The 13016-nt window shown below is 37.1% G+C and carries 13 protein-coding genes and 1 other annotated feature; of the genes, 4 read left to right on the top strand and 9 right to left on the bottom strand.

Features of this window, described 5'->3' with window-relative positions; translation table 11 throughout:
* Nucleotides 1-459: 459 nt before the first annotated feature.
* The gene (nagB, locus tag AB3I20_RS05205) at nucleotides 460-1161 is read right to left on the bottom strand and encodes a glucosamine-6-phosphate deaminase (RefSeq protein WP_067482938.1); all 702 of its coding nucleotides are present in this window, start codon (nucleotides 1159-1161) and stop codon (nucleotides 460-462) included.
* Nucleotides 1162-1397: 236 nt separating this feature from the next.
* On the opposite strand from nagB, the gene AB3I20_RS05200 reads away from it, so the two are divergent.
* Entirely contained in the window at nucleotides 1398-2954 is a 1557-nt protein-coding gene (locus AB3I20_RS05200) for an ABC-F family ATP-binding cassette domain-containing protein (RefSeq protein ID WP_067482944.1), read from the top strand.
* A gap of 90 nt (nucleotides 2955-3044) precedes the next feature.
* On the opposite strand, the gene AB3I20_RS05195 is transcribed toward AB3I20_RS05200, so the two are convergent.
* The 6 genes from AB3I20_RS05195 to rplK form a co-directional block, all read right to left on the bottom strand.
* Nucleotides 3045-4226, bottom strand: coding sequence for an MFS transporter (locus tag AB3I20_RS05195; protein WP_067482946.1), 1182 nt, complete (start codon nucleotides 4224-4226; stop codon nucleotides 3045-3047).
* Nucleotides 4227-4294: 68 nt separating this feature from the next.
* Nucleotides 4295-4990 (bottom strand): TVP38/TMEM64 family protein, encoded by a 696-nt coding sequence (locus AB3I20_RS05190; RefSeq protein ID WP_067482948.1) that lies wholly within the window; start codon nucleotides 4988-4990, stop codon nucleotides 4295-4297.
* A 635-nt stretch (nucleotides 4991-5625) separates the two neighbouring features.
* Nucleotides 5626-5994 (bottom strand): 50S ribosomal protein L7/L12, encoded by a 369-nt coding sequence (gene rplL / locus AB3I20_RS05185; protein WP_067482950.1) that lies wholly within the window; start codon nucleotides 5992-5994, stop codon nucleotides 5626-5628.
* Nucleotides 5995-6044: 50 nt separating this feature from the next.
* The gene (gene rplJ / locus AB3I20_RS05180) at nucleotides 6045-6548 is read right to left on the bottom strand and encodes a 50S ribosomal protein L10 (protein WP_067482952.1); all 504 of its coding nucleotides are present in this window, start codon (nucleotides 6546-6548) and stop codon (nucleotides 6045-6047) included.
* 118 nt (nucleotides 6549-6666) lie between these two features.
* Nucleotides 6667-6792, bottom strand: a sequence feature (ribosomal protein L10 leader region).
* 82 nt (nucleotides 6793-6874) lie between these two features.
* On the bottom strand, nucleotides 6875-7564 hold the full coding sequence (rplA, locus tag AB3I20_RS05175; RefSeq protein ID WP_067482954.1) for a 50S ribosomal protein L1: 690 nt from the start codon (nucleotides 7562-7564) through the stop codon (nucleotides 6875-6877).
* Nucleotides 7565-7672: 108 nt separating this feature from the next.
* A complete protein-coding gene (gene rplK / locus AB3I20_RS05170) occupies nucleotides 7673-8095 on the bottom strand; it encodes a 50S ribosomal protein L11 (RefSeq protein ID WP_067482956.1) in 423 nt (140 codons plus the stop codon).
* A 327-nt stretch (nucleotides 8096-8422) separates the two neighbouring features.
* On the opposite strand from rplK, the gene sdaAB reads away from it, so the two are divergent.
* Both sdaAB and sdaAA read left to right on the top strand, forming a co-directional pair.
* A complete protein-coding gene (gene sdaAB / locus AB3I20_RS05165; protein WP_067482958.1) occupies nucleotides 8423-9091 on the top strand; it encodes an L-serine ammonia-lyase, iron-sulfur-dependent subunit beta in 669 nt (222 codons plus the stop codon).
* 16 nt (nucleotides 9092-9107) lie between these two features.
* Nucleotides 9108-9980: an L-serine ammonia-lyase, iron-sulfur-dependent, subunit alpha gene (gene sdaAA, locus AB3I20_RS05160; protein ID WP_067482964.1), complete on the top strand. Its 873-nt coding sequence runs from the start codon at nucleotides 9108-9110 to the stop codon at nucleotides 9978-9980.
* Nucleotides 9981-10222: 242 nt separating this feature from the next.
* Here the strand turns inward: sdaAA and AB3I20_RS05155 are convergent, their stop codons facing one another.
* Complete coding sequence (locus AB3I20_RS05155; RefSeq protein WP_067482965.1) at nucleotides 10223-10696, bottom strand: helix-turn-helix transcriptional regulator; 474 nt, start codon at nucleotides 10694-10696, stop codon at nucleotides 10223-10225.
* A 128-nt stretch (nucleotides 10697-10824) separates the two neighbouring features.
* Between AB3I20_RS05155 and AB3I20_RS05150 the strand changes: the two genes are divergently transcribed.
* On the top strand, nucleotides 10825-11370 hold the full coding sequence (locus AB3I20_RS05150; RefSeq protein ID WP_368027057.1) for a hypothetical protein: 546 nt from the start codon (nucleotides 10825-10827) through the stop codon (nucleotides 11368-11370).
* 480 nt (nucleotides 11371-11850) lie between these two features.
* Here the strand turns inward: AB3I20_RS05150 and AB3I20_RS05145 are convergent, their stop codons facing one another.
* Nucleotides 11851-12951: a lactate oxidase gene (locus AB3I20_RS05145; protein ID WP_368027056.1), complete on the bottom strand. Its 1101-nt coding sequence runs from the start codon at nucleotides 12949-12951 to the stop codon at nucleotides 11851-11853.
* Between the last annotated feature and the right edge of the window lie 65 nt (nucleotides 12952-13016).

Below are 13016 nucleotides of genomic sequence, written 5' to 3'. Positions count from 1 at the left end.
ATAAAACTGGCTACCACGAATCGTTCGTTTCATCTAAGTTCATACAACAAAACAGGAGGCATGACAAAAGTTTTGTCATGCCTCCTGTTTTCGAGCAAATGGTGTTCCCAAAGCAACTCCTTCGGCAATAAGTCTTTTTTTCATAAAAACATGAGAAACTATTTCTATAAAAAATTCCTTATTGCTTGAAGTTTAACGCTTGGAACCACAACCTCATTCACGGTGTTCCCCAAGCAACTCCTCGAAATAATTCGTAACTGCCTAAAAATATGGAATGCTATTTTTGTCAGTTGCTCATTATTTTTTCGAAGCTAAACGCTTTGCGCCACAACCTCATTCACGGTGTTCACCAAGCAACTCCTCGAAATAGCTCACAGTCTCACCAAAATATGAAGAGCTATTTTGTGCGCCTGTTTGCTATTTTTTCGGAGCTAGTCGCTTGGAACCACAACCTTTTCTTTACAGTTTACTTGCAGCTTCTTCGTCGATGATTACAACAACGTCATCATGGTTTTGCAATGCACTTGCTGGCATTTCTGTCGTCACAGGTCCATCCACCATTCCTTTGATTGCATCTGCTTTGTTTTCGCCATAAGCCATCAAGACGATTTTCTTACCTTTAAGAATTGAACCAATTCCCATTGAAACAGCTTTAGTTGGTACATCTTCCACTTTATCAAAGAAACGTTTATTTGCATTGATTGTTGATTCAGTTAAGTCAACGACAGAAGTTGTTCCATCAAGTGGCGCACCAGGTTCATTGAAACCAATGTGTCCATTTTGACCAATTCCTAAGATTTGAATATCAATTGGATTTTCATCAATTGTTTTGTCATATTCTTTACATGCAGCACCTAAATCGTCCGCTTTACCATTTGGTACATAAGTTGCTTTGAATGGTTTTTTATCAAATAATTGAACATTCATAAAATGACGGTAGCTTTGTTCATCTGATCCGCCTAGTCCAACATACTCATCTAAGTTAACAGAAGTCATGTCACTAAAATCAATGTCGCTTGAAGTCATTTCTTTATATAAAGTAATTGGTGTACTACCTGTTGCCAAGCCTAAAACCTTTGCCCCATTTTCCATGCCGTCTTTGATTATTTCAAAAGCTTTTTTGCCGCCTTCTTCAGCGTTTTTCACACGAATGATTTCCATAGTGATTACTCCTTTGTGTTTTGGTATAGCCCAATTATAGCACCCTTTTTTTGGAATTACAATAATTAGTATAGACCAAATTCGTTTTTTTTCGTTTTCTTGACATTTTTCATTCATCTGTGTTAGTTTGCATAAGACGAGATAATTAAATTGATTTTTGCTGCACTTTAACCAGGATACTTGATGACTGCGGACACAATTGTCTGCAGTTTTTTTACTATTAAGAAGGAGAAATTATGAGTATATTAACACTAACAAATATCACCCAACAATTCGGTGATAAAATTCTTTACGAAGATGTCCAACTGCAATTAAATGCTGGTGAACATTTAGGACTGATTGGTCAAAATGGTGCGGGTAAAAGTACCCTGATTAAAATTATCACAGGGGAAATTTTGCCAGATAACGGTCATATCCAATGGCAAAAGAATATTCATCGTGGCTATTTAGACCAGTATGTCGAAGTTGACGAACAATTGACAATCCAAGAGTTTCTGAAAACTGCTTATGCCGATGAATTTGAAAAAGAACAAAAAATTGGCGAGCTTTATACCCAATACGGTGAAACTTTTGATGATTCACTACTTGAAAAGGCAGGAAAATTACAAACCGAACTCGATCAAGGAATCTTTTATCAAATTGATACACTTGTCGCTGAAATGAGTAGCGGACTTGGCTTAGATGTGTTGGGAGCCAACACATTGTTAAAAGAACTAAGCGGTGGACAACGTTCAAAAGTGATTTTAGCTAAATTACTTTTAGAAAATCCTGATGTTTTAATCTTGGACGAACCCACGAACCATTTAGACGATCAACACATTCAATGGCTGACACAATTTCTGCAAAGCTTTCAAGGTGCGTATATCGTGATTTCCCACGATCAAGAATTTTTAGACCAAATCACTACACACATTGCTGATATTGAATTCGGTCAATTAACGAAATACACTGGCCATCTAAAACAGGCTTTGAAACAAAAAGAACAAAACCGAGAAAGTTATTTACGTCAATATCATGCGCAACAAAAACAAATTGAGAAAACAGAAGCCTATATTCGTAAATACAAAGCCGGTTCTCGCTCGACAATGGCAAAGAGTCGCCAAAAACAATTAGATAAAGTTGATCGATTGAAGCCACCAACCAACACAGCAACTGCAGTATTTGATTTTCCTTTCACACCAATCGTGACAACATTAGCACTAGAGACTACCGATTTAGTCATTGGGTATGAACGACCTCTACTAGCACCTATCAACTTGACTATTCGCTTTGGGGAAACGGTTGCGATTCGTGGCTTTAACGGAATCGGAAAGTCAACACTGCTTAAAACCTTAATTGGTGAAATCAAACAGTTAGATGGTGATTTTCATTTTCCAGAAAACACCAAAATCAATTATTTTTCGCAAGACCTAACTTGGGAAAACCCATTAGAAACACCTTTGCAATATTTAAGTGGGCACTTTCCAAAAGCAACGATCAAAGAATTACGTCGTCAATTAGCCAAAGCTGGCTTAGTTAACCAGTTGGCAAGCGAACCTCTAGCTACGCTAAGTGGTGGTGAGCAAACAAAAGTAAAACTTGCACAGATGACTATGAACAGTGGCAATCTCCTGATTTTAGATGAGCCCACTAACCATATTGATCACGAAACAAAAGCAAGCTTGCAAAAAGGAATACAACAATTTACAGGAACTGTCTTAGTTGTTTCCCATGAACAAGAATTTTATCAAGAACTGGTTGATCGAGTGATTGAGATCGAAACGAATGAAGCAACGTACAGCAGCAAGCACTGAGCAAATGACAGGTGTCAAAACAAAAAAGGTGAAGCAAAACGTATTTTCGTTTTGCTTCACCTTTTTTTGTTTTTGATTATTACTAACTGTTTATTTCTTGCGGAATAAAACCAATTGACAGAAATAGGCACATGCTTGAAAAGCGAGTCCTGCAAGTGTGACACCCATCCAGCCAAAATGTTCCCACATCGTTGTTCCTACTAACGAACCTGTTGCTCCCCCGATAAAATACATAAACATGAAAATCGTATTATTCCGGTTACTTGCTTCTTCACCAAGACCTTGAACACGTGCTTGGTTAGAAACTTGACCAAATTGATTACCAACATCTAATAAAATAATTGCAAATAATAGAAGCGTTAGATGATCTCCGCCAATCAAAAGTAAGACAAAACTAAGTGTTTGCATCCACAATCCCATCGAAATAATCTTTCTTTCGGAATAGGAATCTGCTAAACGCCCAACAATCGGTGCTGCAACAGCTCCCGACAAACCAAAAATCGCTAAGATCCCTGCTTCAAATGTGCCCCAATGATAAACAGGACTGCTAATATAAAAAATCAAAGTTGACCAAAAAATAGAAAACGTTCCAAACATAAAAAAGCCGTTGAATGCTGATTCACGTAATAAACGTTGAGATGCAAATAAATGCGGTAAGCTCTTCAAAGAATCGATATAAGAAACTGATGCTTTTCGACTTTCTTGCGTCCTCGGCAATTTCACATAAAGCAACGCTGTTAACAGCCCCACAGCAAGCAACGCAAATAAATAGACCATTCGCCAAGAAAACACGCTGGCAATAATTCCTGATACTGTTCTCGATAATAAAATCCCAATCAATAAACCACTTAATAATTGTCCCATTACTTTTCCGCGTGCGGCTGAGCCCGCTAAGACAGCGCCATACGGAATAATGATTTGTGGCACAATAGACAGTAAACCAATTAAGAAAGATGCACATGCAAATAACGTAAACGATGGCGCAAAAAAAGCAGCCAACAACGAAATAGCAGACAATGCAGCCATTCGAATAATCAATTTAGGTCGATTTACCACATCGCCCAATGGCACTAAGAATAATAAGCCCAAAGCATAGCCGAGTTGCGTCAACATGGTTAAAATGCCAATTGCACTCGTACTAACTGAAAAACTTGTTGCTACTTTTGTTCCAATCGGTTGGATATAATACATATTGGCAACCACTACACCACAAGTAGTTGCTAGTAAAGTCGTCAATGCTCCTGTTAGTTGAATTTGGTTTTTTTGTTCCATTCTTTCCCCTCACTTCCAACTAATAGTGTAGCTCTTTCATAAAAAAAATGAAATCATCTAAGAACATTTTATTCACTTTTCTTTACCTTATCTAGACGATGTTTTTCACGGTCCTTATAAATAATAACAACTAACCCAATCAGTAGAAGTACACTAGCAATAATTCCTACTGCTGTTTTGTTATAGCCATGGAACAAGGCTTCGCCCCCACAAGCATATAAGATTGATGACGGTAATACACCTAAAATCACCGATAACGCTACTTGTTTTAAAGATAGATTCAGTGTATAGGCTGTAAAACTGACAATGGAAGAAGGAATCACTGGTACCATGTAGCCAATCATCACACCTATTTTAGGATGCCTCATTCGAGTAATTGCTTTCACCCAGCGATTTTCTTTGGTTGACTGATCCAAAAAAGTTAAGTGATGTAATAAAAAAATAGCGAATAAGTTTCCCAAGGCATTCCCACTAATATTGATGAGACTTCCAAGAATTGGACCATAACTAACCCCCACCAAAACGCCAACAATTGATGTCGGAATCCCTGGAACAACACACATCACTGTTGTTAATAAAATCAATAACGCCGCAGTAATTACCCCATGGGAACGTACTGTTTTTTGTAATAACGCCTGACTTGCCTTTGGATTTAACAAAATATCAATATCCTTTGCATATTGCAAATAGACATGATAACCAATAAAAGAAATCAATCCGATACCACATAGAATCAAAATGATTTGAACTATTCTCTTTTTCATTGATACTCCTTTTCTCAAATACTCCCTATTTATATCTTATTTTAGCATAGGTTTCTCTTTCTTTGTTTCCTCCTTAATCTAATCATACTTTCTAAACAACATTTGGAATAAAAAATCAAAACCACGTCCAATACCTGTTCACCTATATCTTTTATACAGCTATTAACTACTAACCAACATAAAAAGCACCTGAATCCGATCATATCAAAGATTCTGGTGCTTTATATTCAGCAAAGTTGATTCAATTTTGTGGTTATACCCATATGTTTTATCAATCAAATAATGCCTTTCTTTTCCTGGCTATTATTGCAACAAACAGTAACAATATTCCTGAAAGGAAAAAAACAATTCTAGTTCCAAAAATGTCTGAAATGATTCCGACTTAAAGATATACCTACCTTCAAACAGCTCTAAAAATGATATTACCCAGAATATGTAAAGAAAATATTTTTAATGATCTAAGTGTTCACGAATTTCATCCTACTATCTATGAACATCTATACTCATACAAAAAAAGATTAGTCCGTAAACAAGTTTGCAAAGTATATCAATTCTTAAAAAGTATGGTCAAAGAACAAAAAAAGCACCAAAATCCCATCATATCAAGGATTTCGGTGCTCTATAATCAGCAAAAATTATTTAACTGTTACTGATGCGCCAACTTCTTCAAGTTTAGCTTTTAATTCTTCAGCTTCGTCTTTAGACACGCCTTCTTTAACTGGTGCAGGAGCGCCGTCAACTACAGCTTTAGCTTCTTTCAAGCCTAAGCCAGTTGCTTCACGAACTGCTTTGATAACTTTAACTTTTTGGTCTCCAGCTGCAGTTAATTCTACAGTGAATTCAGTTTGTTCTTCAGCTGCAGCACCTGCTACAGCACCAGCTGCAGCTACAGGAGCAGCAGCAGATACGCCAAATTCTTCTTCAATAGCTTTAACTAGGTCGTTAAGTTCTAGGATAGTTGCTTCTTTTAACTCAGCAACGATGTTTTCAATGTTCAATGCCATGATAATTTCCTCCATTAAATGTTGTTTGTTTTATTTATGCTATGCGGCTATTAAGCTGCATCTCCATCTTCTTTGTCTGCGACTGCTTTGACAGCGTAAGCCACGTTGCGGACTGGCGCTTGTAGTACAGATAGCAACATAGAAAGAAGTCCTTCGCGGTTTGGCAATTTTGCCAAGGCTGTAATTTCTTCCAATGAAGATACTTTACCTTCGATGATACCGCCTTTGATTTCTAATGCTTTTGCTTCTTTAGCAAATTCATCCATGATTTTTGCTGGTGCAACTACATCTTCATTACTAAATGCAACGGCTGTAGGGCCAGTAAATACTTCGTCCAAGCCTTCTAATCCAGCTTGTTTTGCAGCACGTGAAAGGATAGAGTTTTTGATAACTTTCATTTCTACGTTTGCATCACGAAGTTGTTTACGTAAGCGAGTTACTTCATCAACAGTTAGTCCACGGTAGTCAACGACTACTACAGATGCTGCTGCTGTAAATTTTTCACTTACTTTATCAACGATTTCTGCTTTTTTTGCGATTGCTGCTTCACTCATTTTGAGTTTCACCTCCTGAATTTTGATGGAAGAGTTTTTAGTTGCCTCATTATGCTGTTCAAAAGAAATCCTTTTTACTTTGCTTAGCGAGTATTGTTCATCAACTAATTTCTTAGTAATTCACAATAAAAAAACCCTATGCCACCGTAGACATAGAGGGACTATTGAAATTATTCAATAAACGTCCTCGGTAGGAAATTAAGGCTAAGCCACCTACTGTCTTCGGTACAAGTTAATTATTAACCTCAACTAGCTTAGCACGCTAAACTAGTTGAGTCAAGAATTATTTTTCAGTTGGATCAATCAACTATCTAACTTAATTAAAATTAGAAAGAAGCTTGGTCAACGTGGATACCAGGTCCAAATGTTGTTGTTACAGTAACATTCTTCATGTATTGACCTTTAGCTGCTGATGGTTTAGCTTTCACTAATACATCATGGATTGTTTGGAAGTTTTCGATAAGTTTTGCGTCATCGAATGAAACTTTACCGATTGGAACATGTACGTTACCAGCTTTGTCAACGCGGTAAGTTACTTTACCAGCTTTTACTTCGTTAACAGCTTTTGTTACGTCCATTGTAACTGTTCCAGTTTTAGGGTTAGGCATTAAGCCTTTAGGTCCTAATACACGACCTAATTTACCAACAGTTGCCATCATATCAGGTGTTGCAACAACTACGTCAAAGTCAAACCATCCACCTTGGATTTTTTGAACCATGTCGTCGTCACCAACGAAATCTGCACCAGCTGCTTCAGCTTCTTTTGCTTTTTCGCCTTTAGCGAATACTAAAACAGATTGTGTTTTACCAGTTCCGTTTGGTAATACAACAGCACCACGAATTTGTTGGTCTGCTTTTTTAGGGTCAACATTCAAACGGTAAGCAACTTCAACAGTTGCGTCGAATTTTGCAATGTTAGTTTCTTTTGCCAAAGCTACTGCTTCTGCAACAGGATAAACTTTACTTGAATCAACTTTTTTTAATGCATCTTGCATTTTTTTGCTCTTTTTAGCCATTTTGTTTCCTCCTTGATTGTGGTTATAACGGTTGTACCTCCCACGTGTTCTATATCTTTCAATACAGAGCCAACTGAGAAGCTACTTTCTTGGGAACGTTAGAATAAATTATTCTACAACGATACCCATGCTTCGTGCAGTTCCTTCAACCATGCGCATTGCTGATTCAACGTTAGCAGCGTTTAGGTCTTCCATTTTCAATTCAGCGATTTCTCTTACTTGATCGCTAGAAATTGTAGCAACTTTATTTTTGTTTGGTTCACCTGAACCTTTTTCGATTTTAGCTGATTTTTTCAATAAAACTGCAGCTGGTGGTGTTTTTGTAACAAACGTAAATGAACGATCTTCATATACTGAGATTACAACTGGGATAATCAAGCCTGCTTGATCAGCTGTACGAGCGTTGAATTCTTTAGTGAATCCCATAATGTTGATACCCGCTTGACCTAGTGCAGGACCTACTGGTGGTGCTGGAGTTGCTTTACCTGCAGGAATTTGCAATTTAACGATTTTTTCTACTTTCTTTGCCACGAGACATACCTCCTTAAGTCCGTGATGTGGTTAATTGGAGATACATATTTCTCCTCCCACGTTTTCATCTATCAATTTTAAAAAAGTTAGATAAAAATATGCATTTCAATGCACACTGATACATTATAGCAAATTCAATCATATTTTCAAGAATTTTTTTGATTATTTTTATAATTATCAGCAAAAAGTGCTAAAAATTTTCTTATAAAGGAAAGATTTTTTTCTTTCTTTCGTCCTTTTGTGCTAAACTTACGCCAGAATAATTAAATGTACGAAAAATGAAGTTTGTAGAAACTTTTTTCCTTAAGAATTTGACGAGGTGAAAAAATGAAAGAGTTAAAGTATAGAAGCGTCTTTGATATTATCGGGCCAGTGATGATTGGTCCAAGCAGTTCTCATACAGCTGGAGCAGCTAGAATTGGCAAAGTGATTCGCAGTATTTTTGGTGAGCAACCAGATTCTGTTGATATTTACCTTTATGAGTCATTTGCGAAAACTTATCGTGGCCACGGTACCGACATTGCTTTGGTTGGTGGTTTGTTGGGAATGGAACCTGATGATGAACGTTTAGCTGATTCACTAAAATTAGCGTATGAAGCTGGGATGGAAGTTTTATTCGTACCAAAAAGTGAAAAAGCAGAACATCCAAACTCAGTCAAAATGCTTTTATCAAAAGGAAAACGGAAATTGTCAGTCACTGGTATCTCGATTGGAGGCGGAAATATTCAGATTTCCGAACTCAACGGTTTCAAGATTTCTTTAAGTATGGGAACACCAACACTTATTGTTGTCCATCAAGACGTTCCTGGAATGATTGCCAAAGTGACCAATATTCTTTCCGAAACAAACACAAATATCGGAACGATGACCGTGACAAGAGAGTCAAAAGGTGAAAATGCCATTATGATTATCGAAGTGGATGATCCACAAGTCGAAGAAACTGTCCGAAAACTACAACAGCTACCACATATTGATAGCGTGAATTACTTTGATTAAAGGAGTCTGCAAGCCTATGTTTTTATCAATTGAAGAATTAGTCGAACAAGCAAAAGACTACTCATCTGTCGCAGAGCTAATGATTGCAACCGAGATGGAAATGAGCGGCCGTTCGCGCGAACACATCATTCAAATCATGGAAAAAAATCTAGCAGTCATGGAGCAATCAATCACTGAAGGAAAAGCTGGCGTTACTTCTGTAACAGGAATTACTGGTGGAGATGCAAAACGTTTAGATACTTACTTAGAACAAGGTGATTTTTTGAGCGGTGATACGATTTTAACAGCAGTAAGAAATGCCATCGCAGTGAATGAAGTCAACGCCAAAATGGGACTCATCTGTGCAACACCAACTGCTGGAAGTGCGGGCGTTGTCCCCGGTGTATTAATGGCCGTTCGTGAACGTCTTTCTTTGACACACGAGCAACAACTAGACTTTTTATTCACAGCAGGAGCATTTGGATTAGTCATTGCAAACAATGCTTCAATCAGCGGTGCCGAAGGCGGTTGTCAAGCGGAGGTTGGTTCCGCTAGCGCAATGGCAGCTGCGGCTTTAGTTTGTGCTAAAAATGGCACACCTCATCAAGCTGCTCAAGCAATTGCCATTACTTTAAAAAATATGATGGGACTGATTTGTGATCCTGTTGCAGGACTAGTAGAAGTTCCCTGTGTGAAACGAAATGCTTTAGGTTCCTCACAAGCTTTTATTTCAGCAGACATGGCACTTGCAGGAATCGAAAGCGTCATTCCACCAGACGAAGTAGTTGCTGCTATGTATCAAGTTGGTCGTCAAATGCCATCGATTTTCAAAGAAACGGCTGAGGGTGGTCTAGCTACTACGCCAACTGCACAACGCTTAACCAATGAGCTGTTAACTAAACAAGCTTAAAAAGGTCGGGGCAGATAATTCTGCCTCGACCAACCTGAAGACAACAATCCTTTCATGGTTGTTGTCTTCAGGTTTTTTATTTTCTTTACCTATGTATTTGTTAACCGATAAATTCATGCATCCTATCACGGCCAGCCTACTACTATGTTGAAATACATTGTTGCTTCAGAAAAAGTTCTTAGCTTAATAATTGACCTTTTACTATAAACGAATGAATTATTTTTATTTATTATCTGCTCTATCTATTTATACCCTACAAAATAAAGGAACACTATAAGCATCGCTGAAATATCAAGCGAAACGATCACAATTATCAGTGCAGCCGCTCGTTTAAATTGTTTTGGAGTAATTTTATTCTTCCACGTAAAAATCATGGAAAGAGCAATCGGCGCGGAGTAAGGAATAAGTAGCGCAATTACTAAAAGAATAATCAAAGCAAGGTTCCATAATTTCAAATCTTGCATTTCAAATAATCTATTTTTTCTCACTCGTTTACTCAGATATTCTGAGTCCATCACTTCATTTTCAGAATAAAAATAATCAACTGGCAAATCAAACAATTGAGACAATAGAATAATATTATCCGTAGTAGGAATCGCTCGTTGATTTTCCCAATTAGAAATTGTTTGTCTAGAAACTAAGATTTTTTCTGCTAATTCTTCTTGTGTTAGTTCTTTTTTCAATCTTTCTGCTTTTATTTTTTGGTACATAGCCATCAAACAAACCCCTTTCCTATATAGTTTTTCGAATGTAAAGCCTTATGTAAAACACCTTTGATAGTTAATTACATCATTACGTAGTAAGTTATTTTTGTAAAGAAAAATTTTAGAAAGAAGTGTTGAGAATGTTGGCAAAAAATTTAAAAGTTGTTACAGGTTTATTATCAGTTATTACAATTTCTGGAGCTCTTGCCCCAACAGTTACTGTCTTAGCTGAAGAAAACAATCAGATTAAACTGACTAATGAACAAACAAGCACACAAGAAACATACGTCCTTAATGAAAATAATCAAAACTATAACCAAGCTGTGACATACTTAAAAGAAAATGCTAGTAGCTTTTCCGTAAAATACTTTGAAGCATATTTTTATGGAAAAACTGTCACTTCTGAAAATCACGATGAATTACTGAATGGTTATCTTGAGTTTTTAAGTACCAAGCCTCATTCCAGAGTTGGTATTGAAGTCATTTTGGGGATTATCGCCTCGGCTATTGCAATTATTCAAGGAATGTACAATGTTGGTAGATACGCTGCTAAGCAATGTGTATCTCGTGGTATTCTTTCTAAAAAAGAATATAAACCTAACGGTGGTTGGATAATGGCTGGAATTACAGCCTCATTTGGCTTTCCAGCAGCACTAGATTTTGATGATTACATGTACAATCGTTAATTTGTCTTACGAAAGGAATAGAAATGAACATATTTAGGGATATTTTTAAATTTTTTATTGATCACTATGATTTCATCGCAATCTTATTACTCTCAGGAGCCGTAATATCTTTATCTATCAAATCCGCTAGACAGCAAGATGAAATTGACCAAATTAAGCAGCAACTTCACACTTACGAAGTACAATATCTTTTATCAAGAAAAAAATAATTAGCCGAATTCACTAAATTGATTGTTCTTACAAAAATCTTGATAATAAAGTGGCTGTAACAAAGGTGGGCACCTTCAAAAAAATAAGAAGGACTTTCTAAAAATCTCTTCTCAAATGTTTGTGACACTTCGACTTATTTACGAAGGAGTTACTTCTTGAACACCGTTTATTCAGAGAAAGAGCAGTGACAAAAATTTCGTCACTGCTCTTTCTTCATTTTATTAGTGTATTTAAATGTAGATAGAAAGTTTTTGACTACAACTCCCTCACCTAATCCAACAATGTTGTATTTTTTACTTCTTCAATTGTTTTTGTTCCAGCCAATTGCATAGTAATTGATAGTTCTTTATTGAAATGTTCAAAAACAGAAGTTACGCCTTCTGCTCCGCCTAAATTCAACCCATAAATCACTGGACGACCAATTGCTACTAAGTCCGCACCACTTGCCAATGCTTTGAAAACATGTTCACCACGACGTACGCCTGAATCAAAAACAATTGGTACACGTTTATTAACTGTTGCAGCAATCATTGGTAATACTTCAAATGAGGCAGGACCACCATCTAATTGACGTCCACCATGATTTGAAACCCAGATACCATCTGCTCCAGCAGCAATTGCAACTTCGGCGTCTTCTGGTGATTGAATTCCTTTTACAAAAACAGGAAGATGAGTAAATTCTTTGATTTTTTTGATATCATCTGGAACTAGCCCTTGTTTAGCAGCAGCATAAATTTCAGCAATTCCTTTTCCTTCACCACTTCCACTAGCACTTCGCTCGCTATAAGCAGCTAAGTTAGGCATTGGTAATGGGAATTGGAATTGATTGATGACATCTTCTTCACGATAACCACCTAATGTTGAGTCCGCAGTAAGAATAATTGCTTTTGCTCCGGCTTCCATCGCTTGCGTCAAAATAAATTCATTGAAACCATCATCTTTACTCATATATAGTTGGAAAAATTGTGGCGCATTTGGTGCTGCTGCAGCGGCGTCTTTAATTGTTGTATTCGCATACGTACTGATTGAAAAAATTGAACCAGCTGCTGCTACACCTTTTGCAGTATCCGCCTCACCTTTTTCATGAGCTAATCCTTGCGCAGCTGATGGTGCTTGAATAATTGGTGTATCTAAATCAATACCAAAAACAGACGTGTGTAAATCAGCATGATCAATCCCGCGCAAGACGCGTGGCATAATTTTTTTAGTATTGAATGCAGAAGTATTTTCTTTCATCGTCCATTCATCTTCAGAACCGCCACGAATATAACCGAAAGCCCCCGCTTCCATACGTTCTTTCACGCGGTCTTCTAGTGATGCAATGTTTACGATTTCGATTGGATGTTCTTCATTACTTGTATGATAAGTCATTTTGACTCCTTCTTTCTTTTCAACTTTACGAAATTAAGTATATTACTCTTACAAAAAGTAAGCAA

The sequence above is a fragment of the Enterococcus sp. C50 genome (genome assembly GCF_040887505.1).
In the GTDB taxonomy this organism is placed as follows: domain Bacteria; phylum Bacillota; class Bacilli; order Lactobacillales; family Enterococcaceae; genus Enterococcus_B; species Enterococcus_B thailandicus.
Note: the sequence above shows the minus strand (reverse complement) of the source record. Positions and strands in the feature narration are given on the sequence as shown.